The sequence below is a fragment of the Pseudomonas sp. Irchel s3f7 genome (assembly GCF_900187615.1).
Lineage (GTDB): Bacteria > Pseudomonadota > Gammaproteobacteria > Pseudomonadales > Pseudomonadaceae > Aquipseudomonas.
The window spans coordinates 1-23,529 of sequence record NZ_FYDO01000012.1; the positions used below are offsets into that span (position 1 = coordinate 1).

The window sequence follows — 23,529 nt, forward strand, 5'->3', positions numbered from 1 at the left end:
CTGCGACCTGAAAGACCTGCTTGGCAAGATCGACCGCCACTGTCGTACAGGCCGACACATCGGTTGAAGACAGGGACTGTTTAAGCGTCGTATTCTTTTTCATGGACTCGCCCTCGCTGCCGTTGGCTTCTTAGACTGCCACCGTGGCGCATTGACGCCTCGGCGTGGGCGAGTCCATCCAATTACAGGTTTAGTGCCGTGCGAATAATTTGTGTTCGACGCAAAACCTGTAGGGGCTGGCTTGCCAGCGATAGCGGCCTGTCCGCCAACATCGATGTTGGATGGTCTGGCCTCATCGCGAGCAAGCTCGCTCCTACAGGTTTAGTGCCGTGCGAATAATTTGTGTTCGACGCAAAACCTGTAGGAGCTGGCTTGCCAGCGATGGCGGTCTGTCAGTCAACATCGATGTTGGATGGTCTGGCCTCATCGCGAGCAAGCTTGCTCCTACAGGTTGGGTGCCGTGCGAATAATTTGTGTTCGACGCAAAACCTGTAGGAGCTGGCTTGCCAGCGATGGCGGTCTGTCAGTCAACATCGATGTTGGATGGTCTGGCCTCATCGCGAGCAAGCTCGCTCCTACAGGTTGGGTGCCGTGCGAATAATTTGTGTTCGACGCAAAACCTGTAGGAGCTGGCTTGCCAGCGATGGCGGTCTGTCAGTCAACATCGATGTTGGATGGTCTGGCCTCATCGCGAGCAACCTTGCTCCTACAGGTTGGGTGCCGTGCGAATAATTTGTGTGCGACGCAAAACCTGTAGGAGCTGGCTTGCCAGCGATGGCAGCCTGTCAGTCAACATCGATGTTGGATGGTCCGGCCTCATCGCGAGCAAGCTTGCTCCTACAGGTTTAGTGCCGTGCGAATAATTTGTGTTCGACGCAAAAACTGTAGGAGCTGGCTTGCCAGCGATAGCGGTCTGTCAGTCACTATCAATGTTGAATCATTTGCCCATCGCCTGCCGATACTGCTTCGTGCGCCTGGCAATATATAAACGATCCAGAATCAACGCCCAAATCGCTGAAACCTGCGGTTGGGTCGTGCGGCCTCGGCTCAAGCGCTGTAGCTGGAACTTCACCACGGCCATGCTCGCCAGCGCTGCCAGGGGTTTGCGTTTCCAGCGGATCGGCGGTAATTGCGGATGGCTGTTCTGACCTTCACGCCAGTGCTTGACCAACAGCGGTTCAACGGCCAGTGCCGTGCCGATCCCGGCCATGTCGATGCCGCTGTCGAGCACCTGTTCGACAATCGGCAAACGTCGAATCCCACCCGTCACCATCACCGGCATGTTTGCCACACTGGCCAGTTCGCCGGCCATTTCCAGAAAGTACGCTTCACGGGCCAAGGTCCGGCCATCCCGTGCTTCGCCCTGCATGGCCGGTGCTTCGTAGCTGCCACCGGACAGTTCCAGCAGGTCGATGCGTTGATCGTTGAGCCATTCGATCACTTGCCGGGCGTCGTCGGCGTCGAACCCACCGCGCTGGAAATCCGCCGAGTTGAGCTTCACCGCGACACAGAATTGAGGCGACACAGCCTTGCGCACGGCGCGGACTACGTCCAACAGCAAACGCGCACGATTCTCCAGCGTGCCGCCCCAGCGGTCCGTGCGGCGATTGGTCAACGGCGAGAGAAACTGGCTGATCAGGTAGCCGTGGGCCGCGTGAATCTGCACACCGGTGAATCCGGCTTTTTCCGACAGTGCAGCGCTGGTGGCGAAACGTCGGATCACATCTTCGATGTCGTCCTCGGTCATCGGCTTCGGTTCGGCAAACATCTTCGAGAACGATCCCAGATCCAGCGCCACCGCCGACGGCGCCAGGGCCTGTTGGCCAAGGTTGGCCATGGTCTGGCGGCCGGGATGATTGAGCTGCATCCAGAACTGCGCACCACCGGCCCGGCCGATGTCGGCCCACTGACGGAAACGTTGCAGGTGACGTTCATCTTCCAGCACCACGCCACCGGGGCCGGTCATGGCGCGGCGGTCGATCATCACGTTGCCGGTCAACAGCAATCCCGCTTCACCCTCGGCCCAGGCTTGATACAGGCGAAACAACGCGCGGTCAGGCGAATGGTCGGCGTCGGCGAGGTTTTCCTCCATCGCGGCTTTGGCGATGCGATTGCCGATGGTCTGGCCGTTGGGCAATTTCAATGTCTGGAAGGGTGACATGCTTGGCTCCTCGAAGTGATGAGTGGAGCCTAAGCTTAAAGTCAACTTTAATGTCAAGCAGGCAATTGAGCGCCCTGCAGTGACTGATGAAACGTAAACCGATCCTTCCCCGTATGTTTTGAAGCATACAAAGCCTCGTCAGCCTTGACCAACGCCTGGTTCAAGGTGTCGTCATCGAGCACCCGCGCCAGGCCGATGCTGATGGTGACCGGGTGCTGTGCCGGTTGCTCGCGGACTACCCGACAAAGCTTCCCGGCCAATGCCTCGACGTCTTCGCGGCGGACCCCGGGCAAGTAGATCGCAAATTCTTCGCCGCCCAACCGCGCATATTCGAAGTCAGCCATCACCGACCGGATGTCCAGGGCAACGATCCGTATTCAATGGTTTTGAACATCGTTGCCCTTGTTGTTGTGTTGGTTATTGAGAATTACCTGACCCCAAGGGCGATAGCGAAGGGAAAAGACTGCTGTTGGATGACATCCCGATGCCGACATTTGCGGGGTAGCCGGTTGAGCCCTAAAGGGTTGCCCGACAGCACTGACCTGGCGGAACGCTTCCCGGACGATGCCGATGGAGCAGGGCAGTGCATCGGCATAACCCCGTTGAACCAACGAAGGTAAACGCCCGGTGCCCGCGCCGTCCTGCCACCAGACTTGAATGCCCACACTCGCCAGTTCACCCAGCCACTGCCCATTCACCTGCGGCGCCAGTTTGCCGGCACTGAAGACGCTGACATGCAACGGTGCATCCAGCTTGGCGGCAAGGTCCTTGAGCTGGCGGTGCAGGGTTTGCCGTCGATCGACTGGCAGGAAGTGCAGATCATCCAGCTCCATCGGCAGATACCAGCCGCTGACGGGTAACTTCCAGTCTTTGCGTAGCGCCTTCTGTTGCGCCAGCGACTGCCCCAATTGCGCCTGCCAATAGCTCGCCAATCCCGCACTGTCCAGCTCGTCGATGCGTTGGTAGTAGGCTGGGTCCATGCGCAGCCCCAGTACCAGTTTCAGGCCTTGGGCCTGGGCCAGTTTGAGGCTGTTGGCGAGCCAGCCCTGGGCGCCGCCGAAGTCCGAGTCGCCATAGGCCGTCCACTGCACGATCACGGTGTGAGTGCCTTGTTTGGCAGTGTCCTGCCAGATCCGTTGCCATTGCGCCTGGCTCAGGCTGGCATCGGCGTTGAGCGGCTGATAGAAAATCCGCTGGTCCGCGAAAGCCATTGCGGCGCTCAACAACAGACCCACAACCAATAAAAATCGCCTCATCAGAAATTCAACTCCACGCCCAGCAGCACGCCGTCGCCGCCTTCATACAGATTGCCACCCAGCGATTGCTGGTACTCGGTACGCACTGACAGGTGAGCGCGGTAGGCGTTGTAGGTGTCGTCGTGGAACCACCATTGCCAGCGCAGGCCGAGACCGGTGCGCAGATCCTGGCGCCAGTCGTTGCTCGGGTCCTGGCTGGCGAATTCGAGAAAACCGTAGGGCATGAGGGTTTGTGCGCCGTTGAACGGCAGCTTCCAGGTGTGCCCCTGCTGGAAGCGTGACAGCCATTGATGGTCACCGGCCTTGGTCCACCACGCGGCATCGAGATAGAGAAAGCGTTCTTCCCAATCGCTTTCGTCGACCCGCCAATCGTTGCGGAATCGACCCTGATCGAGGAACGACGCGGTGGCGCGCAGCAGGTAGTCGGTGGTGGTGTTACCGTCTTCACGATGATCTTCGGCCTGATCGGAAACCTTGTCGGGGATCAGCATTTGGCCGAGGCTCAAGCCGTGGTTGTCCTGATCGTCGAACTGGCTCTGCTTGTAGACCTCACCGTAGAAATTGATGTTTGCCGTGCCCCAAGGCTTGTAGCGCAGGCCCACGCCAGTGGCGATGGACTCGGCATAGCTCGAGCGACTCTGGCCGCCGAGCAGCACCCGTCCGTAGGCCGACAGCGAACTGCCGGCACGGCTGGGTTCTTCGCCGAGCGCATGGTCCCACATCGCCAATTGCACGTTCTGTGACGTTGAGCGCCGTTGCGAGCCAGTGCTCTCGTCAGGGCGCACGAAGTCGTTGGTAGAGACCCCGGCCGGTGACCAGGTGCTGGCGAAGGTGAGGGTATCGCGGCGGGACAAAGACTCGTGAGCACGGCGCTGGCGATAACGCCGCGCTTCCATGCTGCCATCCTCGTCGTCGGCCGCGACCGGGTGTTGTTCCAGGTCGATCACGCGCCGCAGCTCCTTGCGGGCCGAGGCGCTGTCTTCGACTTCGTCATAGCGCCAGGCGAGGGTTTCGCCGAGTTGGTAGTCCTCAGGGAAATCCTGGGTGGCGGCTTGCAGATAGGGGATGGCGCGGGCACGTTCCTCCTTGGTGTCGGCGCCGGCCAGACGCATGCCGTAGTCGGCGCGAAAGCGTGGGTTGTTCGGTTCACGGCGCACGGCCTCGGCCAGCCATGCGCTGCTTTGCGGCAGGTCGCCGGCCTTTTGCGCGGTGACCGAAGCGGCGTAAAAATGCCCGGCATCGGGAGCCTGTTGCAGGGCGGAGCGCTGGCGCTGTAATGCGAGAGCGTGATCGCCCCGGGCATCGGCAATCGCAGCACCCAAGGCCCATTCATTGGCGCCACGACTGCGGCTTTGTTGCCAGTAGCGTTCGGCAGTCTGAGGGTCGCCTGCATTGAGTGCGCTGCGGCTAGCCGTGAGGCGGGCGTTGTCGCTGAGTTCGGCGTCTGGAAGGCTGCGCCAGATGGCCAGTGCACCAGCAGAATCCCCGGCCGCTTCCAGGGCGTAGGCCAACGGCAGGCGACTGTTTTTGTCGCCGAGTTTGGCGGCTTCCTGGTAATACACCACCGCTTCACCGGGGCGTTCCGGCATGGCGCATCGACCGAGGGCGCGATAGTCACCGGCGCTTTGCGGATGACTGCCGATGGCCTGTTGCACCGCATCGCACTGACCGTTTTCCGCCAGTTGCGCCAGCAGCTGCCCGCGTGTGGCGGGGTCGACACGATTGACCAGTGTGGTCATGCGTTGCTGCTGCGCCGCAGTCGGTGTCGATGAGGCATACAGTCCCGCCAGCCGTTGCAAGAGGGCGCTGGGCAACTGGCCGTTGTGGCGGTCGTAAGCGTTTTCGAGCAACCGTTGCGCGTGATCACGCTGGCCCGCATTCACCAGCAAATACGTCGCCTGGTTGAGCGAATCGAGGTTGCCGGTCTGCTGGTAATAACGCTCCCACAGCGTCGCCGCTTCAGCCGTGCGCCCGGATGCCTGAGCCAGCTCGGCCCGGCGTTTGACCACGTCGGCGGTTTGCGGCTGAGCGGCGAGATAAGCCATGACTTTGTCGCTGCGTCCTTCGTCCTGCCAGACGTCCAGCAGTCGATCACGCCGTCGCGAATCCCACGGTTCCGGCAAGCGGGTGCTCTGCAGCAATTCGGTGGCTTGCAGGCGTTGAGCGAGAATCAGCCAGGCCTGCGGATCTGCATCGGGTGGGCAACGTTGGAGCTGACTGAGCGCGGCTTGCGGGTCGTGGTGGGACAGCCAGTCGACTGTCTCAAGGCACGGTCGCTGCAACTCGCCACTCAAGCGTTCTACCGTTGCGCTGTCGCCGGTTTGCCGTGCCAGTTCCCACAGGCGCTGGCGCTGGGCCGGATCGGCCAGGTCGGCGGGTGGCAGCGATTGCATCCAGCGTTGTGCCTGCTCGTGATGTCCCATGGCAATTGCCCGGTCGACCATGGCCAATCGCGCCTTGCGTGCCGCTTCCGGGCTTGGCGCGGTTTGCAACAATTGTTGCAAGGGTTGCTCGTCGAGGCGTTGCACATAGGCGTTGGCCAGGCGTTGCCAGCCTTGGGCATCGAGTTGTTTGCTCGCGGCCAGTGGGGCCAACTCTTTGATGGTGCCGTCCCAGTCGCGCAACTGCTCGGACCAATTGGCCCGCGCCAGGTGCAGAACGCGCTCATCACCCTTGGGCGGCAGTTGCGCCAGCCAGTTATGGGCCCGGGCCGCGCCACCGAATTTGGCCAGGCTCAAACTGTAGGCCTGCCACAGGCGCACGCGCTGGTTCAGGTTGCTGGTGGCGATCCATTGCTCCACCTGTTCGCTGCCCGGCGGGTCCTGTTCGATCCAGGTCAGGCGCAGGTTGAGCAGCGCCTCGCTGTTGGCCGGGTTAGCCGGTAGTGCTTGCGCGGCATCCTTGTAACGCCGTTGTTTGGCCAGCGATTGCACCAGCAGCGCCCGCGCTTCATCGTTTTTCGGCACCTTGGTCAGCAGGTGGCGCATCAGTCGTTCGACTTCCTTCCAGTTGCCTTTTTTCGCTTCGCGGTAGCTGCGGTCCATGTAGGGGAAACTGCGGAACTGCTCAAAGTCGGTCAACGGTTCGGCTTGCAGCCAAGCCGTAGTGCTCAGGCTGAGCAGCAGACTTCCAACCAGCAAGGTTCGACGGTGGGCAGGCTTCATGCGACCTCCCGTGTAATGCGGTAGGCGGCTTGTTGTTCGCTGGCCTGATCGGCCAGGGCTTGTTCGAGGATCTCCTGGGTGATCATGCCGCGGTCAATCAAGTGCTCGCCCAACGACATTTTTTCCGCATCGAAATCGATCAGCGCCTGATTGAACAGGGTGGGCGGTACCATGCCGCGCACTTGCAACAGATTGCCCAGCAGTATCTGGTGATGGCTGACGCGCTCGATCAAATCTTCGTCGTCCTGATGTTGCTCAAGCACGCGCAGCATGTCGCGAACTTCCTGGCTTTGACGAGGGCTGGGGTACCAGTAGCGGATGCCGAGTGTCACCCGGCCTTGGGGTGCGAGGCGGCAGCGCACGGGGCGTTTCAGTTGGCGGCTGATTGCACCGAGAGACACCTGGCTCACCGGGCCTTCGGAGGCCAGCACCAAAGTTTCGCCTTCCTCGGCGACCGGCAGCACGCCGTAGTGCGTAGCGATTTTGCGTGGTACGGCGTCGATCAGGCGTTTGTCGAGTTTGAACGGATTGAGTGGCGCCCATTCCAGGTCCAGTTGCTCGGCCAGGGTCTGCACCAGTTGCGTGGTGTTGATGTGACCGCGCAGCAGCAGTTCCTGACCCAGACGTCGGCGGAGCGGGTTGGTGATGATGTCTTCGAGTTGTTCTTCGGTGAGCAAGCCTTTTTCCACCAGACGATGACCCAGCGGGGTGCGCTGGGCCTGGGCCAGCGCTGGAAATTCGTGAGTGGTCTTGTCCCAGGCGACGCGGCGCGAATCGCCCATTTCCATCACTTGACGCAACGCTCGCAGGTTGGCGAAGAAGTTGACGAAGTTGCTCCACATCATCCGCGGCGCCGACAGCAATCCTTCGGCCAGACCGTAATAGCGGGTGACAAACCAGCCGCGTTGAAACAGCCGATTGAGCAGCATGAAGCCGTTGAGCCACAGCAAGGTCGCCAACAAACTGCTGTCGGCGAGGAACGACGGGTAGCGCCAGGCGTTCGGCGCGATCACTGTCACCAGCCACATCGCCAGCAGGACCAAAAAAAGCAGGTTCACCAGGAAGCTCAACAGGTACGCGATCAAGCCGCGGCGGTCGCGCCACAGAAAATAATTGAGCAAACCCTTGGGGCTCCAGCCGAGATTCTTGGTGCCCTGGAAAACAATCCCGACAATCCAGCGTGATTTCTGGCGGATGGCGTGTTGCAAGTCCCGGGGAAAGTGCTCGCGCACGCAGATCACCTGGGAAAACGCGCGGTTCATCCCGAACGCCCAAGGCTGTTCGAGCGCCAGTTTCGGGTCGGTGACCGAGTAGCGGGCGAAGATGCACTTCATGCCTTTTTGCTTGAGGCGGAACCCGATGTCGTAGTCTTCGGTGAGACTCTGTACATCGAAGGCAATGCCGTCGCCATCCTCCAGCAGCGCGCTGATGGCCTTGCGACTGAAGCAGGTGCCAACCCCGGCGCTCGGCACTTGCCCGGTCAGGGCTTCGCGAACGATGACATCCTTGCCGTGGTTTTCGGCGAACTCGTCGACATAGTGCCCGGCGGTGAACCCTTTCCATTCCGGCGCGTAGGGATAGACCGGAATCTGGATAAGGTCCTTGCTCGGCAGCAGGTAGTTGAACAGGCGCAATTCCATCGGCGAAATCACGTCCTCGGCATCGTGCAGGATGAAACCGGCGAACTGGATTTTCGCATCGCTTTCAAAACGCAGGATCGCGTCGATCACGTTGTTCAGGCAGTCGGCCTTGCTGGTGGGGCCGGGGCGGGCGCACACCACTTTGTGCACGTTGGGGTAGTGCAGGCAGACCGCATCGACATCGGCCTGGGTCTCGGCGTCGTTGGGGTAGGTGCCGACGAAAATCTGATAGTTCTCGTAGTCGATGGTCGAAGCAGCCAGGCGCGCCATTTCTCCGACCACGCCGACTTCGTTCCAGGCCGGAACCATGATCGCCAGGGGCTTTTCGGCGATGGAGTACAGCCGCTCCTCATCGGCACGGCTGAATTTTTCATAGACCCGCCAGCGCCGGATCAGTTTGCGGCCCCAGTACACGACGTCGATGAACAGGTCATCGAGCCCGAGGATGAACATCAGCAGGGCCAGGATGATCGCGAGGTATTTGAGTCCGAACAGCACATAGGCAAAAAAGTCGACAAACAGCAGGCTCATACCGCTTTCCCTGCGGCCGCACGGTGTTTGAGCCAGACACCAAGGCGATTGGCGATACGTTCGCTGGCGTGCCCGTCGCCATAAGGGCTGTGGACCCGGCTCATGCGCTGGAAGGTGGCGTCATCATCGAGCAACAGACTGGATTCCTTGACGATGCGGTCAGTGTCGGTCCCCACCAGCAACACCGTTCCACCTTCGAGCACCGACGGCCGTTCGGTGACATCGCGCAGCACCAACAGTGGTTTGCCAATGGCCGGGGCTTCCTCTTGAATGCCGCCGGAATCGGTCAGGATGAAATACGCGCGTCCCATCAGCCAGACGAAATGCTGGTAATCCTGGGGCGCCACCAGATAGATGTTGGATTTACCCGAGAGCACACTGTAAACAGCTTTTTGCACCTGCGGATTGAGGTGCACCGGGTAGACGAACTGCACGTCCGGGTAACGTTCGGCGAGGGTGGCCAGGGCCTGGCAAATGTTGCGGAAACCACCGCCGAAGTTCTCGCGGCGATGTCCGGTGATCAGCACCATGCGCCGGTTGTCGTCGAGCACCGCCAGCGGTGAGTCGGCGGCCGGGTGCCAGTGGCTTTCCCGTTGGTGATCGCGCATCCACACCAGCGCATCGATCACCGTGTTCCCCGTGACCTCGATGTTGGCCTTGGGCACACCTTCGCGCAGCAGGTTGTCTTCGCTCTTGGTGGTCGGTGCGAAATGCAGGTCGGCGATGACGCCGGTCAGGTGCCGGTTCGCTTCCTCCGGCCAGGGCGCACGCAAGTTACCGGTGCGCAAACCGGCCTCGACGTGGCCGATGGGTAACTGACGATTGAAGGCGGCGAGGGCGGCAATGAAACTGGTGGTGGTGTCGCCATGCACCAGCACGATGTCCGGTTGCACGCGTTCATAGGCTTTGTCGAGGTGCGCCAGCAGTTGTTCAGAGAGCCCGTTGAGGGTTTGGCCCTGGGTCATGACCTGCAAGTCTTCATCGACCGCCAGTTCGAACGAGTCGAGCACCTGCTTGAGCATTTCCCGATGCTGACCGGTAGAGCAGATGTTCAGGTTGATGCCGGGCCAGTTACGCAGAACCCGCGCCAGGGGTGCCATCTTGATGGCTTCAGGTCTTGTGCCGAAAACCATCATGACTTTAAAGGACATGAACCCTCCAGGGACTGCACACGCCGTCGTGACGCGGCTATCGAGACCGGTTATCACTTGTGCATTGAATAAAGCAGTCGGATGGGGGGTTGTCCAATGGGCTGCGACGACTCGGAAATTTCTGACAGCGTTGCTATGCACATCGCCACTACGCAAAAAACGCTTCCCTATTCCCAACTTTTCCATGGCGTCCCGTGGCACACTTTCTTTCGTTTATTCCGCTACTCGATACCATCTTCCGCTATAGCGGAATTTCTATTGTCCTGGAGTGCTTGCCATGCATCGCCAACAGCAACCGCTTTTAACCCCTACTATCAATCTGGAGAAGCACCCATGAGCATCACTCGTTACGGCACCGGCAGCACCGCCGCGGGCGGTCAACCTCGCCCTTTCGCCCGCGCCGTTGAGGCCGATGGCTGGCTGTATGTTTCCGGGCAGGTGCCGGCGTTGGACGGGGAGATCATTACTGGCGGCATTGTTGAACAGACGCGCCAGACCATGAAGAACCTGATCGCGATTCTGGAAGAAGCCGGTTATGGCCTGGAAGACGTGGTGCGTGCGGGTGTATGGCTGGAGGATCCGCGGGATTTCACGAGTTTCAACAAGGTCTTCTCCGAGTACTTCAAACCCGAACACGCCCCGGCTCGCGCCTGTGTACAGGCGAATATGATGGTCGACTGCAAGGTCGAGATTGACTGCGTGGCATATAAGAAAAAGGCTTGAACCGAGGTGGCTTCATCGCTAGCAGGCTAGCTCCCACAGGGGAACGCATTCCAAATGTGGGAGCTAGCCTGCTAGCGATGACGACCTGACGGTCGTCGACGCACTCTAGGTAAACCCCTGGCACTTTGAAGGGAAACCCATGAAATGACCGAAGACACCATCAAGCGCCGGGCACGGGGGTTGGATCGGGCGTTCGATATCCTCGATTTCCTCAAGGAGATCGGCCAGCCCCTGCGCCCGAATGACATCGCCAATGGCATCGGCAGCCCAAAATCCACGGTCTACGAACTGGTGGCTTCGCTGCTGGAACGGCGGATTCTGGAGCCGGTGGGCAAGGACGGCCATGTCTATCTCGGGCGTCAACTGTACTTCCTCGGGCAGGCGCATCTGCGTCACTTCGACCTGACCCGCGAGGCCGATCACGCCTTGCAGGACATCGTCAGCCAGACCCGTGAAACCGCGCAGATGTGCGTGCTCAACGGGCGCAAATACACTGTGGCGTTGATGAAAGAAGGCGAGCGGCATTTCCGGATTTCCTCGGACATCGGCGAGAACGCGCCGATTCCCTGGACCGCTTCCGGACGGCTGCTGCTGGCGCACCTGAGTGACCAGGCAATCGCTGACCTTATCGACCCCGACGACTTCATCCTGCCCGATGGCGAACGCTTGCCGCTGGAGCAGTTTCTCAAGGAAATCCGTCAGGCCGGCATCGACGGTTTTTTCTCTTTCGATAGCGTTGCCGACACCTTTACCCATTGCTTCGCCGCCCCGGTCAAAGACCCCAACGGCGTGGCCATCGCGACCTTGTGCATCGTCGCACCACGGGTCGATGCGAAGAAAAACTACAGTGACTATCGTCGGGTGCTGATCGACAGCGCAAACAACCTGGCCCGACGCATCAACGAATAACAGCGGCTGCCTGCTGCCGCGATTGTGAGGAGTTCGACCATGTCTACTGCCAAAAACACTGCTGCCGTGGAAAAAGGCTTTGCCCAGACCGGTGCCCATCTGGTCCGTGACGTCAGCCTGCCGGCACTGGTGCTGCACCGCGAGGCGTTGGAACACAACATTCGCTGGATGCAGGACTTCGTCAGCAACAGCGGCGCAGAACTCGCGCCCCACGGCAAAACCAGCATGATCCCGGCGCTGTTTCGTCGGCAAATGGACGCCGGCGCCTGGGGCATCACCCTGGCCAGCGCCACGCAAACCCGAGCGGCCTACGTTCATGGCGTGCGTCGGGTGCTGATGGCCAACCAACTGGTCGGTACACCGAACATGGCGCTGATCGCCGACCTGCTGGCCGACCCGACGTTCGACTTCTATTGCATGGTCGATCACCCGGATAACGTCGCTGACCTCGGCGCGTATTTCGCCTCGCGCGGAGTGCGCCTGAACGTGATGATCGAATACGGCGTGGTGGGTGGGCGTTGCGGTTGCCGCAGCGAACAGGAAGTGCTGGATCTGGCCAAGGCTATCGCGGCGCAGCCGGCATTGGCGCTGACGGGCATCGAAGGTTATGAAGGCGTGATCCACGGGGATCATGCGGTGAGCGGCATTCGTTATTTCGCTTCGTCATTGGTGCGTCTGGCGGTGCAGTTGCAGGACAGCGGCGCATTCGCCATTGCTAAACCGATCATCACCGCGTCGGGTTCGGCCTGGTATGACCTGATTGCCGAGTCCTTCGAAGCGCAGAACGCGGGTGGGCGTTTTCTTAGCGTGCTGCGCCCCGGCAGTTACGTGGCGCATGACCATGGCATCTACAAGGAAGCGCAATGCTGCGTGCTCGACCGCCGCAGCGACTTGCACGAAGGCCTGCGTCCGGCGCTGGAAGTCTGGGCGCACGTGCAGTCGTTGCCGGAGCCGGGCTTTGCGGTGATTGCCCTGGGCAAGCGCGACGTGGCCTACGACGCCGGGCTACCGGTGCCGTTGCTGCGTTACAAGGCGGGTGTGGTGCCGGCCAAGGGTGACGATGTCGGCGCCTGCAAGGTGACGGCGGTGATGGATCAGCATGCGTTCATGACCGTGGCTCCGGGTGTGGATTTACGCGTGGGCGACATCATTTCCTTCGGCACTTCGCACCCGTGCCTGACGTTCGACAAGTGGCGTGTGGGCTGTCTGGTGGATGACCAGTTGAATGTCATCGAGACCATGGAAACCTGTTTCTAAGGGTTCAAGACCACGGTGCGGCCAAGGAAGGCATATCAATGTGCGGGGGGGGCGGCTGGCGAGTCGGGTGATTCAAGTGCCGGAATCCCGGGGGCTCTCAATCCCGGTAAAACACCTGCACCAGATGATAACCAAACTTGCTCTTGATCGGCCCGTGCACCACCCGCAGCGGTTTCTTGAAAATGACCGCATCGATCACACCGACCATCTGGCCCGGTCGCACTTCACCCAAATCACCCCCGCGCTTGCCGGACGGGCAGGTCGAGTATTTCTTGGCCAGTACATCGAACGCTTCACCCTTGGCGATGCGTTGTTTGAGCTGCTCGGCTTCTTCCGAGGTTTTCACCAGAATGTGGCGGGCTTGAGCTTTCATGGTGCGGTTACCTTGTAGCGGTGGTGGCTATGTGGGTGCCAGCTGGGGGCGCGCGATTATGCCTCAAGTCAGCCCGGTTGACTGATCATCGTACGAATCTTGTTGGCCAGCAGGTCGATGGAGAACGGCTTGGCGACCATGTCCATGCCGTCCTCCAGGAAACCCTGGCGTTCGGCGGCGATTTCCGCATAACCGGTCATGAACAGCACTTTCAGTCCCGGACGGTGCTGGCGGGCGATTTCTGCCAGTTGCCGGCCATTCATGCCCGGCAGCCCGACATCGGTGACCAACAGGTCCAGACGCAACCCGGACTCAAGCACGGGCAATGCGCCTTTGGCGTCTTCGGCGGCGTGGGCGCGGTAACCGAGCTCGTTCAGCAGATCAAGGACCAGCATGCGCACCGCCGGATCGTCCTCGACCAGCATCACGGTTTCACCGGCAATCGCCGCGGGTGCTTCGCTAACGACCGGTGCAGGTTCTTTTTCTTCCTCGGTCGAATGCAGGCGCGGCAGGTACAACCGCACGCTGGTGCCACGACCGGGCAGGCTGAACAGGCTGACATGGCCACCCGATTGTTGGGCAAAGCCGTAGATCATCGACAGGCCCAGACCGGTGCCCTGGCCGATGGGTTTGGTGGTGAAGAACGGATCGAAAGCCTTGGCCAGCACCGAAGGCGTCATGCCGGTACCGTTATCGCTGACTGCGATCATCACGTAGTCCCCGGCATTGACCGGTTCCAGGGTGGTGATTTCACTGCCGTCGAGATAGGCGTTGGCGGTTTCGATGCGCAGTTCGCCGCCATCGGGCATGGCGTCCCGGGCGTTGATCACCAGGTTGAGCAGCGCATTCTCCAGTTGGCTGACGTCGGTGTTGACCCGCCAGATATTCTCGGCCAGTTGCAATTGGAGTTCGATGTGATTGCCCTTGGTCCTGCTGAGCAGGTCTTCCAGCGAATGGATCAAATCATTGGCGTTGAGCGGTTTGCGGTTGAGCGACTGACGCCTTGAGAACGCCAGCAACCGATGGGTAAGGGCGGCGGCGCGGTTGGCCGAGGACATCGCCGCCTCGGTAAAACGGCCGATCTCTTCGGTTCGCCCTTCGGCAATGAAGCGTTGCATCAGGTCGAGGCTGCCGAGGATTCCGGTGAGCATGTTGTTGAAGTCATGGGCGATACCGCCGGTGAGCTGGCCGACCGCTTCCATTTTCTGCGCGTGGCGCAAGGCGTCTTCGGCGCGCTCGCGTTCGAACATTTCGCTCTGCAGTCGCTCGTTCGCTTCGGCGAGTTGCCGGGTGCGGGCGGCGACCCGCTCCTCGAGGGTTTCGTTAAGAATACGCAGGGCTTCTTCGGTTTTTTTGCGCTCGGTTTCGTCGATCACGAAAATATAGAAACCGTTCACGGCGCCGTCGGCACCGTGGCGCGGCAGGTAATTCATCAACGCCTGACGAATACTGCCGTCGCGGTGTGGCGTGCTGATGCTGAAGCAACCGGGCCTGCCGGACAGGGCTTCGGCGATGTGCAGGGCGCGCAGCGCGTAGGCTTCTTCACCCAGTACTTCAAGAATGGTGCGACCGTAGAGCTCCTGCGGGGTCAGGCCGTACCAGTCGAGGTAGGCGGCGTTGTTCAGGCGAAAACGTTCTTCGCGATCGACGTAGCTGATCAGGATCGGCATGGCGTTGATGATCAGTTGCAGCTCGGTCTGGCTCTGGCGCAGCGCCTGTTCGGTGTGTTTGCGTTCGGTCAGGTCCAGGGCGGCACCGAGAAAACGGATCGGTCGGCCATGGTGGTCCTTGTAGCAACGCCCTCGGGCAAACACCCAGCGCAACTCACCGTCGGGTTGCAACAGGCGGTATTCCTCGGCGTACTCGGTGCCGTGGGTGATGCAGTGCTTGATGCTGCGGGCGATCAGGGCACGGTCTTCGGGGTGCACGCCGTGCAGGTACTCACTGATCGGCAACTGGCCGGCCATGGTCGGGTCGATACCGTGCAACTGGGCAAAATGCGCGTCAGCGATAAAGCGGTCCTCGCCAATGTCCCAATCCCAGGTGCCGACCGCGTCGGTGGCGGCGAGGGCCAGTTGCAGACGTTCCTCGGTTTCGCGCTGGGCCTTGAGGCTCGCCGCAGAACGCTGTTCGAGTTCGAGGGCGATGCGTCGGCGCTCATTGGTTTCGATGGCCGTGACCAGAATGCCCGCGACTTGTGCGCTCTCGTCGCGAATGGGGCTGTAGGTCAGGTCGAGCCAGAAGTCGGAATCCTGGCCTTCACGCTGCAAAGTGAATCGTTGCTCGCTGTAAGTTCGCACCTGGCCTTGCAGGACCGCGCTATAGATCGGATCGGTGAAGTCTTTCAACTCGGGCCAAGTCTGGTGCGTCGGCTGGCCGAACGCGTGGGGATGTTTGCTCCCGGCCAGCAGGGCGAAGCCGTCGTTGTAGATCTGCGTGAGTTGCGGCCCCCACAGCAACAGCATCGGCATCGGCGAGTGAATCACGATGTCCACGGCGGTTCGCAGGCTCTGCGGCCAGGTGCTTGCCGCACCCAGTGGACCGATCGCCCAGTCCAGTCGGGCGATCAAGGCTTGGGCGTCGCTGCCGGTTGGTGTTGCTTTCATCAAAGTGTCCTGCGCATGAGTCGCTTTGGCTGGGGCTATTCTTGCACAGGTGACAGGCGCGGGTTGATTCAGAGGCTTGAGCGGTCAATGTAGGCGTGCGCTTGCTCGCGATGGCGTCGGATCAAATTACATTGATGTCAACTGACACTCCGCTATCGCGAGCAAGCTTGCTCCTACAGGTAATCCCATTTCAATCCATCAGTTCAGGTCGGTCACGGAATTGCTCCAGCGCTTCGGGATTGGCCAGGGCATCGGTGTTTTTTACCTTCTGCCCATGCACCACGTTACGCACCGCCAACTCCACGACCTTGCCGCTGATGGTTCGGGGAACGTCCGTCACCGCGACGATTTTCGCCGGCACGTGGCGTGGTGTGGTGTTGGCGCGAATGACCTGGCGAATCTGCTGTTGCAGTTGCTCATCGAGTTCCACGCCGCCTCGCAACTGCACAAACAGCACCACACGCACGTCATCCTGCCATTGCTGACCAATGGCGACGCTGTCGAGCACTTGCGGGACTTTTTCCACCTGGCGGTAGATTTCCGCCGTACCGATGCGCACGCCACCGGGGTTGAGCACGGCGTCGGAGCGTCCGTGGATCATCATCGCGCCGTGGGACAATTGTTCCGCGTAGTCGCCTTGGGCCCAGACGCCGGGGAACTGGCTGAAATAGGACGTCCGCAGTTTCTCTCCATCCGGATCATTCCACAGCCCGATCGGCATCGCCGGGAAGTGCCGGGTGCACACCAACTCACCTTTCTCGCCGATCACCGGGTGCCCGTCGTCGTTCCACACTTCGACGGCCATGCCCAGGCTCTTGCCCTGTATTTCGCCACGGCGCACCGGTTGCAACGGATTGCCGTTCACGAAGCATGAAACGATGTCGGTGCCCCCCGACATCGACGCCAGGCACAGGTCGGGCTTGAAGTCGCGGTAGACGTAATCGTAACTCTGCGGCGACAGCGCGGAGCCCGTGCACAGCAAGGTTTTCAGGCTGCTCAGGTCGTGGCTTTCCCTGGGCTTCACACCGCTGCTTTCCAGGGTCGCGAGAAACTTGGGGCTGGTGCCGAAGACAGTAATTCGCTCGTCATCGATCAGGTCGACCAGACGCTGCGGGTCAGGCTGGAACGGCGAGCCGTCGTACAGCACCACGGCGCTGCCTACCGCCAGCGCCGAGACCAGCCAGTTCCACATCATCCAGCCGCAGGTGGTGTAGTAGAACAACCGTTCGCCGGGGCCAAGATCGGCATGCAGACCGTGTTCCTTGACGTGTTGCAGCAGCACGCCGCCGGTACTGTGAATGATGCATTTCGGCACACCGGTGGTACCGCTGGAGTAGAGGATGTACAGCGGATGGGCGAACGGCACCGGGACGAAATCCGGTTCGCCGCCGGCCACATAGAAGTCGTCCCACAGCGTGACATTGGCCGTTGTGTGGAAGTCTTCGATGTGCGCTTCCGGCCGTGCGTAAGGCACAACGACCAATTGCCGCAACGACGGCAGGCGTTCGAGGATTTCGTTGACCTTGGCGGTCTGGTCGACGTCGTTGCCGGCATAGCGGTAGCCGGCGCAGGTCAGCAGCACTTTCGGTTCGATCTGGCCGAAACGGTCAACCACGCCCTGGGTGCCGAAGTCCGGAGACGAGCAAGACCAGATCGCACCGAGGCTGGTGGTCGCGAGCATGGCCACCAGGGTCTGCCAGGTGTTGGGCATGCACGCCGCGACCCGGTCGCCCACACGAACACCGGCAGCGATCAAACCGTTTTGAAAACCGGCGACATGTTCCGCCAGCTCGGCCCAGGTCAAGTGTTCGCGTTGGCCGTTCTCACCTACGGCCACCACCGCCACGGCATCGTCGCGACGCCGCAGCAGGTGTTCGGCGAAATTCAGGGTGGCACCGGGAAACCACTCGGCGCTGGGCATCTGCGGACCTTCGAGCAGCACCGCGTCGGGTTGTTGGTGAAAGCGGATGTCGAAGAAGTCGACGATGGCTTGCCAGAAGTCCCGCCGCTGATCGATGGACCATTGATGCAGGGCGGGATAGTCGTCGATGTGCAGGCGATGGCGCTGATTGATGAAGCGCCGAAAGGCCTCCATGCGGGTCTTGTCGATGCGTTCGGCGCTGGGTTGCCAGAGGATGTCGGACATGGAATACCTCTTCTTTTTTATGCCTTCACACAGGCTTGCGGCAGTTACTGCGCCAACCACCCACCATCGATATTCCACGCCGCACCGCGTACCTGACTCCCCGCATCACTGCACAGGAACAGCACCAGTTCACCCAATTGTGGCGGTGTCACGAATTCCAGCGACGGCTGCTTCTCGGCCAACAAATCGTGCTGCGCCTGCTGCGGGTCAATCCCGGTCGCGGCGCGGTCATCGATCTGCTTTTGCACCAGCGGCGTCAGCACCCAGCCCGGGCAAATCGCATTGCAGGTGACCTGGGTGGTGGCCGTTTCCAGTGCGACCACTTTGGTCAGACCGATCACCCCATGCTTGGCGGCGACGTAAGCTGCTTTGCCCACCGAACCGACCATCCCATGCACCGAGGCAATGTTGATCACCCGACCCCAACCCTTGGCACGCATACCCGGCAGGCTCAGCCGGGTACTGTGGAACACCGATGACAGGTTGATCGCAATGATCGAATCCCAGCGTTCCACCGGAAACTCATCGACGGGCGCGACGTGCTGAATGCCGGCGTTGTTGACCAGAATGTCGATGCCGCCGAACTCGCGCTCGGCGTAGGCGATCATGTCGGCGATTTGCGCGGGGTCGCTGACGTCGGCCGGATGGTGGCCGACCTTGCCGCCGAACTGTGCCACGTCGGCAATCACTTTGGATGCATCGCCGAACCCGTTGAGGATCAGGTTGGCCCCAGCCTTGGCCAGGCTGAGGGCAATCCCCAGGCCGATGCCGCTGGTGGAACCGGTGACCAGTGCGGTCTTGCCCGAAAGAGTCGTCATGAATACCTCACACAATGCCAGTGGCGTAGAAGGTGCCGATCACCACGAAAACCGCCAGGGTCTTGATCAGCGTAATACAGAAAATGTCTTTGTAAGCCTCGCGGTGGGTCAGGCCGGTGACCGCCAGCAAGGTAATTACCGCACCGTTGTGCGGCAGGGTGTCCATACCGCCGCTGGCCATCGACGCCACCCGGTGCATCACTTCCAGGGGAATGTTCGCAGCGTGGGCGGCGCTGATGAACTGTTCGGACATTGCCGCCAGCGCGATGCTCATGCCGCCCGATGCCGAGCCGGTGATACCGGCCAACAGGGTCACGGTAATCGCTTCATTGACCAGCGGATTGGGAATGTTCTTGAGCCAGTCGGCCAGCACCAGAAAACCTGGCAGCGAGGCGATCACCGCACCGAAGCCATATTCAGAGGCAGTGTTCATCGCCGCGAGCAGGGCACCGCTGACCGCACTTTTACTGCCTTCGGCCAGCTTGCTGCGGATCGCCTTGAAACCAAACGCGAGCACCATGAGGATGCCCACCAGCAACGCCGCCTGAACCGCCCAGATCGCGGTGAGCTTGGCGATTTCGGTGGTGACTGGCGTGGCCATGCCCGGCAGCGCCAGGCTGTGGGTCTTGCCGTACCACTGCGGAATCCACTGGGTGAACAGCAGGTTCATGATGCCCACCGCGAGCAACGGTGACAGGGCGAGCCACGGGTTGGGCAGCTTGATGTCGGCGGCGGTTTCCGGTTCGTTGCGCAGGTCCGAGCCATAGCCTTCACCGCTGCGTTGGGCCTTGTTGCGCTGGCGCTGGAGAAACAGCATGCCGGCGCTGAACACGAAGATCGTGCCGATCACACCCAGCCACGGCGCCGCCCACGCGGTGGTGTTGAAGAAGGTGCTGGGAATGATGTTCTGGATCTGCGGCGTGCCGGGCAGGGCGTCCATGGTGAACGAGAACGCGCCGAGGGCGATGGTCGCCGGGATCAGGCGCTTGGGAATGTTGCTTTGGCGGAACATCTCGGCAGCAAATGGATAGACCGCGAAGACCACCACGAACAGCGAGACGCCGCCGTAGGTCAGCAGGGCGCAGACCAGCACGATCACCAGCATGGCCTGACGCGTGCCGAGCAGGCGAATCGCGGCGGCAACGATGGAACGCGAGAACCCCGACAACTCGATCAACTTGCCGAACACCGCACCGAGCAGGAACACCGGGAAATACAGTTTGATGAAGCCGACCATTTTCTCCATGAACACGCCGGTGAAGGCGGGCGCGACGGCAGAAGGGTCGGTGAGCAGGACGGCGCCAAGGGCGGCAATCGGGGCGAAAAGGATAACGCTGTAGCCACGGTAAGCAGCCAGCATCAGCAGCGCGAGGGCTGCCAAGGCAATGATCACACTCATGGTGTGTCTCCTGGGTTGTTATTTTTGTAGGGTGGATCTTTTGTAGGAAAGGCGTATAGCGACTTTCGTGCCAGATAGCTAAGGCGTTGAAATATAAGGATATAGTTGTTTGTTTTGAGGTGAGTGAGGATAGTTTGTCTCAAGATTGAGACTTTTGGCGGGGGTGAGGACCTCATCGCGAGCAAGCTCGCTCCTACAGTGGTCCGCGCTCCCACATAAAGCTCCGTCTTCCTGTAGGAGCGAGCTTGTTTGCGATGGATTGTCCAATAGTTGAGATTTATGTCTCATTAATGAGATTCGGCAATCCCCAACGCCACCATCTTCTTGTACAACGTCGACCGTCCCAGCCCCAGTCGCGCCGCTGCTTGAACCACCTTTCCCCCGCATTGCGCGAGGGTGGATTCAATCAATTGCCGGTCAAACCGTTCCCGCGCTGCACTGAATGTCTCATAAGCAACCGCTTCGAAGGGCGGCGGAGACAGACGTTCAACGGGTGTGAATGTGCCAATGGCTGCCCGCAGATCCGTGGCTGTCAGGCGCAAGTCATCGCTGAGCAGGGCGGCGCGTTCCAGCACGTTGCGCAGCTCACGGATGTTTCCCGGCCAGGCATGCTGGCTCAGCAGCGCCAGGGCTTCGTGGTGCAGTTCATGCTGGCTGCGCAGTTCCTCCAGAATCGCTTCGCTCAGGGCCGGCAGGTCGTCAAGACGGTCGCGCAGGGGCGGTACCTGGATCGGCAAGACGTTGAGGCGGTAGTACAAATCGGCACGAAACTCACCGCGTTTGATCGCGGCTTCGAGGTCGGTGGAGGTTGCGGCAATCACCCGCACATCGCTCTGGATCACTTCATTGGAGCCGACGGGTTCGAACTCCTTTTCCTGCAACACCCGCAGCAGTTTGCTTTGCAGGGGCAGCGGCATGTCGCCGATTTCATCGAGAAACAAGGTGCCGCCCTGGGCGATTTGCAGTTTGCCGGCACGCCCCTTGCGGTCGGCGCCGGTAAAGGCGCCGGGCGCCGTGCCGAAAAATTCGGCTTCCAGCAATGATTCCGGAATAGCCGCGCTGTTGATGCTGACAAACGCCTTGTGCGCCCGCGGCGACGCATTGTGGATCGCCTGGGCCAGCAATTCCTTGCCGGTACCGGTTTCGCCGAGCAGCAACACAGGCGATTCCGTACTCGCACTACGACGTGCCCGACGTTTGACTTCCAGGCTGGCGGCGCTGGTGCCAATGAAATGAGCGAAGTTGTATTTGGTTTGCCGCGCGCGCAGCAGTGAACGGGTAGAGGCCAGTTCTTCCTGCATGCTCATGTAGCGCTTGAGCATCGGCGACAGGCTGCGCAATTCGTCGAACAGGGCGAAGCCGATGGCGCCGATCACCACGCCGGCATCGTCATGAATCGGCAGGCGCATGACCACCAGTGGTTCTTTGGAGGTGTCTTGCATGTCGAGCAAAATCGGCCGGCCGGTGCGCACCACTTCGCGCAACAGGCTGCCGGGGATCACGCTTTCGCAGGCCTTGCCGATCGCGCTTTCAGCCGACTCCAGGCCGAAGCGCCGGGCGTAGCGCTCGTTCATCCAGACGATGTTGGCGTCACGGTCGACGATCACCGTGCCTTCACTCGACTGCTCGATGATCTCGAACAATGAGCGGATCGCCAGCAGGCGCACGCGCTGGTAGTCCTTAAGGCTTTCGGTGGTGTTCATCGGTATTGATCCTTGTTTCTCGTTGACTGTTCGGGCCCCATCGTCGGAACGCCGCCCGGGGCAAGCCCGCGATGGCTGCGACACGGTTCAACTGCCAGGCGCGATTATGCCTGCCCCAACATCGCCGCTGCCATTAGCTCTTTGGTGTACGGGTGCTGCGGCGAATCGAACACATCATGGCTGGCGCCGCGTTCCACCACTTTGCCGTCCTTGATCACGATCATGTAGTGGGCAAGCGCGCGCACCACTGCCAGGTCATGGCTGATGAACAGGTAGGTCAAACCGTGTTTTTCCTGAAGCTGGCGAAGCAGGGCGACGACCTGTTTTTGCACGGTGCGGTCCAGCGCCGACGTCGGTTCGTCGAGCAGGATCAATGCCGGTTTCAGCACCAGCGCCCGGGCAATGGCGATGCGCTGACGTTGGCCGCCGGAAAATTCGTGGGGGTAGCGATGGCGGCTTTGCGGGTCGAGCCCGACTTCCTGCAACGCCCGGATCACTTCGGCGTTGCATTGCTCCGTCGTCAACTGGCTGTGCACTTCAAGGCCTTCGCTGATGATTTGCGCCACCGACATGCGCGGGCTGAGGCTGCCAAACGGATCCTGGAACACCACCTGCATCTTCTTGCGCCATGGGCGCAGCTGCTTTTGCGTCAGCTCCTCCAGCGCTTCGCCCTGAAAGCGAATGCCGCCTTCGGAGTCGAGCAGGCGCAGGATCGCCTGACCCAGCGTGGACTTTCCGGAGCCGGATTCACCGACAATACCCAGCGTCTTGCCGCGCTGAATGTTCAGGCTGATGCCATCCACGGCGCGCAGATAGGTTTTGCGCTGAAACAGTCCGCCACTGACCGGAAACTGCACCCGCAAATCATCCACCTCCAGCACGTTTTCGCGTTCGTCCCGGGGCAGGGCTTCGCCCTCCGGTTCGGCGTTCAGCAGCACGCAGCTGTAAGGGTGTTTCGGTTCGGTGAACAGGGTTTCGCACGACGCCTGTTCGACGATTTCCCCGGCCTTCATCACGCACACGCGCTGGGCGATGCTGCGCACCAGATTGAGGTCGTGACTGATCAGCAGCAGCGACATGCCCAGCCGTTGCTGCAAGGATTTGAGCAGCAGCAGGATTTTGCGCTGCACCGTCACATCAAGCGCCGTGGTGGGTTCGTCGGCGATCAACAGTTCCGGCTCGCAGGCCAGGGCCATGGCAATCATCACCCGCTGGCGCTGCCCGCCGGACAGTTGATGGGGATAGGCTTTCAGTCGCTCCAGGGGTTTTTGGATGCCCACCAGCTGCAGCAATTCAAGAATCCGCGCCTGCGCCGCTTTCCCGGCCATGCCTTTGTGCACCAGCAGCGTTTCACCGATCTGCTTTTCGATGCTGTGCAGCGGGTTGAGCGAAGTCATCGGCTCCTGAAAGATCATTGCGATGCGGTCGCCGCGCAGTTTGCGCAATTTTCCGGCATCGGCCCCTACCAGTTCCTGGCCGCGATAGCGGATGCTGCCGGTGGTCTCGGTGCCGCATTCGGGCAGCAATTGCAGGATCGAATGGGCCGTGACGGACTTGCCCGAACCGGACTCGCCCACCAGCGCGAGGCATTCGCCGGGGCGGATGTCCAGGCACAGGTTGCGCACCACGGTCTGGCCGCTGAAGGCGACGCTGAGGTCACGGATTTCGATCAGGTTGGTCATTTCAAGTTTC

The 23,529-nt window shown here is 60.9% G+C and carries 15 protein-coding genes and 1 pseudogene; 3 read left to right on the forward strand and 13 right to left on the reverse strand.

The features are described 5' to 3' along the window. Positions 1–937: 937 nt before the first annotated feature. The 6 genes and pseudogenes from CKW19_RS12190 to wecB form a co-directional block, all read right to left on the reverse strand. Positions 938–2,161 (reverse strand): NADH:flavin oxidoreductase/NADH oxidase family protein, encoded by a 1,224-nt coding sequence (locus CKW19_RS12190; protein WP_095058102.1) that lies wholly within the window; start codon positions 2,159–2,161, stop codon positions 938–940. A gap of 53 nt (positions 2,162–2,214) precedes the next feature. Next, a pseudogene (locus tag CKW19_RS12195) lies at positions 2,215–2,538 on the reverse strand (diguanylate cyclase domain-containing protein); the annotation flags it as partial. Next, positions 2,539–3,417 carry a DUF4434 family protein gene (locus CKW19_RS12200; protein WP_095058103.1) on the reverse strand — a complete coding sequence of 293 codons (879 nt, stop codon included), beginning with the start codon at positions 3,415–3,417 and terminating at the stop codon, positions 2,539–2,541. Continuing rightward, positions 3,417–6,581, reverse strand: a complete 3,165-nt coding sequence (locus tag CKW19_RS12205) for a phage receptor (protein WP_095058104.1) — start codon at positions 6,579–6,581, stop codon at positions 3,417–3,419. The genes CKW19_RS12200 and CKW19_RS12205 overlap by 1 nt, the downstream gene beginning before the upstream one ends. Continuing rightward, on the reverse strand, positions 6,578–8,752 hold the full coding sequence (nrfB, locus tag CKW19_RS12210; protein ID WP_095058105.1) for a cyclic di-3',5'-guanylate-activated glycosyltransferase NrfB: 2,175 nt from the start codon (positions 8,750–8,752) through the stop codon (positions 6,578–6,580). The genes CKW19_RS12205 and nrfB overlap by 4 nt, the downstream gene beginning before the upstream one ends. Beyond that, positions 8,749–9,903 (reverse strand): non-hydrolyzing UDP-N-acetylglucosamine 2-epimerase, encoded by a 1,155-nt coding sequence (wecB, locus tag CKW19_RS12215; protein ID WP_095058106.1) that lies wholly within the window; start codon positions 9,901–9,903, stop codon positions 8,749–8,751. Before wecB ends, nrfB begins: the two co-directional genes overlap by 4 nt. A gap of 333 nt (positions 9,904–10,236) precedes the next feature. Here wecB and CKW19_RS12220 point away from each other — a divergent pair, with 333 nt between their 5' ends. From CKW19_RS12220 to CKW19_RS12230, 3 genes are all read left to right on the forward strand, one after another. Next, on the forward strand, positions 10,237–10,626 hold the full coding sequence (locus tag CKW19_RS12220) for a RidA family protein (protein ID WP_095058107.1): 390 nt from the start codon (positions 10,237–10,239) through the stop codon (positions 10,624–10,626). 144 nt (positions 10,627–10,770) lie between these two features. Beyond that, entirely contained in the window at positions 10,771–11,535 is a 765-nt protein-coding gene (locus CKW19_RS12225) for an IclR family transcriptional regulator (protein ID WP_095058108.1), read from the forward strand. Positions 11,536–11,574: 39 nt separating this feature from the next. After that, positions 11,575–12,792: an amino acid deaminase gene (locus tag CKW19_RS12230; RefSeq protein WP_095058109.1), complete on the forward strand. Its 1,218-nt coding sequence runs from the start codon at positions 11,575–11,577 to the stop codon at positions 12,790–12,792. 97 nt (positions 12,793–12,889) lie between these two features. Here CKW19_RS12230 and CKW19_RS12235 read toward each other — a convergent pair whose 3' ends face one another. The 7 genes from CKW19_RS12235 to CKW19_RS12265 form a co-directional block, all read right to left on the reverse strand. Then, positions 12,890–13,165 carry a peptidylprolyl isomerase gene (locus tag CKW19_RS12235; protein ID WP_007898282.1) on the reverse strand — a complete coding sequence of 92 codons (276 nt, stop codon included), beginning with the start codon at positions 13,163–13,165 and terminating at the stop codon, positions 12,890–12,892. A gap of 68 nt (positions 13,166–13,233) precedes the next feature. Further along, the gene (locus tag CKW19_RS12240) at positions 13,234–15,771 is read right to left on the reverse strand and encodes a PAS domain-containing protein (protein ID WP_095058110.1); all 2,538 of its coding nucleotides are present in this window, start codon (positions 15,769–15,771) and stop codon (positions 13,234–13,236) included. 190 nt (positions 15,772–15,961) lie between these two features. After that, positions 15,962–17,917: an acetoacetate--CoA ligase gene (locus CKW19_RS12245; protein ID WP_095058111.1), complete on the reverse strand. Its 1,956-nt coding sequence runs from the start codon at positions 17,915–17,917 to the stop codon at positions 15,962–15,964. A gap of 44 nt (positions 17,918–17,961) precedes the next feature. Further along, a complete protein-coding gene (locus CKW19_RS12250; protein WP_095058112.1) occupies positions 17,962–18,735 on the reverse strand; it encodes a 3-hydroxybutyrate dehydrogenase in 774 nt (257 codons plus the stop codon). Between the two features lie 7 nt (positions 18,736–18,742). Beyond that, the gene (locus tag CKW19_RS12255; protein ID WP_095058113.1) at positions 18,743–20,134 is read right to left on the reverse strand and encodes a GntP family permease; all 1,392 of its coding nucleotides are present in this window, start codon (positions 20,132–20,134) and stop codon (positions 18,743–18,745) included. Between the two features lie 287 nt (positions 20,135–20,421). Next, positions 20,422–21,837 (reverse strand): sigma-54-dependent Fis family transcriptional regulator, encoded by a 1,416-nt coding sequence (locus tag CKW19_RS12260; RefSeq protein ID WP_095058114.1) that lies wholly within the window; start codon positions 21,835–21,837, stop codon positions 20,422–20,424. A gap of 104 nt (positions 21,838–21,941) precedes the next feature. Beyond that, the gene (locus CKW19_RS12265; protein ID WP_095058115.1) at positions 21,942–23,519 is read right to left on the reverse strand and encodes an ABC transporter ATP-binding protein; all 1,578 of its coding nucleotides are present in this window, start codon (positions 23,517–23,519) and stop codon (positions 21,942–21,944) included. Between the last annotated feature and the right edge of the window lie 10 nt (positions 23,520–23,529).

Bases quoted from the DNA above. Each gene is read 5' to 3' on its own strand.
- CKW19_RS12190 (WP_095058102.1), bottom strand. From the start codon at position 2,161: ATGTCACCCTTCCAGACATTGAAATTGCCCAACGGCCAGACCATCGGC.
- CKW19_RS12200 (WP_095058103.1), bottom strand. From the start codon at position 3,417: ATGAGGCGATTTTTATTGGTTGTGGGTCTGTTGTTGAGCGCCGCAATG.
- CKW19_RS12205 (WP_095058104.1), bottom strand. From the start codon at position 6,581: ATGAAGCCTGCCCACCGTCGAACCTTGCTGGTTGGAAGTCTGCTGCTC.
- nrfB (WP_095058105.1), bottom strand. From the start codon at position 8,752: ATGAGCCTGCTGTTTGTCGACTTTTTTGCCTATGTGCTGTTCGGACTC.
- wecB (WP_095058106.1), bottom strand. From the start codon at position 9,903: ATGTCCTTTAAAGTCATGATGGTTTTCGGCACAAGACCTGAAGCCATC.
- CKW19_RS12220 (WP_095058107.1), top strand. From the start codon at position 10,237: ATGAGCATCACTCGTTACGGCACCGGCAGCACCGCCGCGGGCGGTCAA.
- CKW19_RS12225 (WP_095058108.1), top strand. From the start codon at position 10,771: ATGACCGAAGACACCATCAAGCGCCGGGCACGGGGGTTGGATCGGGCG.
- CKW19_RS12230 (WP_095058109.1), top strand. From the start codon at position 11,575: ATGTCTACTGCCAAAAACACTGCTGCCGTGGAAAAAGGCTTTGCCCAG.
- CKW19_RS12235 (WP_007898282.1), bottom strand. From the start codon at position 13,165: ATGAAAGCTCAAGCCCGCCACATTCTGGTGAAAACCTCGGAAGAAGCC.
- CKW19_RS12240 (WP_095058110.1), bottom strand. From the start codon at position 15,771: ATGAAAGCAACACCAACCGGCAGCGACGCCCAAGCCTTGATCGCCCGA.
- CKW19_RS12245 (WP_095058111.1), bottom strand. From the start codon at position 17,917: ATGTCCGACATCCTCTGGCAACCCAGCGCCGAACGCATCGACAAGACC.
- CKW19_RS12250 (WP_095058112.1), bottom strand. From the start codon at position 18,735: ATGACGACTCTTTCGGGCAAGACCGCACTGGTCACCGGTTCCACCAGC.
- CKW19_RS12255 (WP_095058113.1), bottom strand. From the start codon at position 20,134: ATGAGTGTGATCATTGCCTTGGCAGCCCTCGCGCTGCTGATGCTGGCT.
- CKW19_RS12260 (WP_095058114.1), bottom strand. From the start codon at position 21,837: ATGAACACCACCGAAAGCCTTAAGGACTACCAGCGCGTGCGCCTGCTG.
- CKW19_RS12265 (WP_095058115.1), bottom strand. From the start codon at position 23,519: ATGACCAACCTGATCGAAATCCGTGACCTCAGCGTCGCCTTCAGCGGC.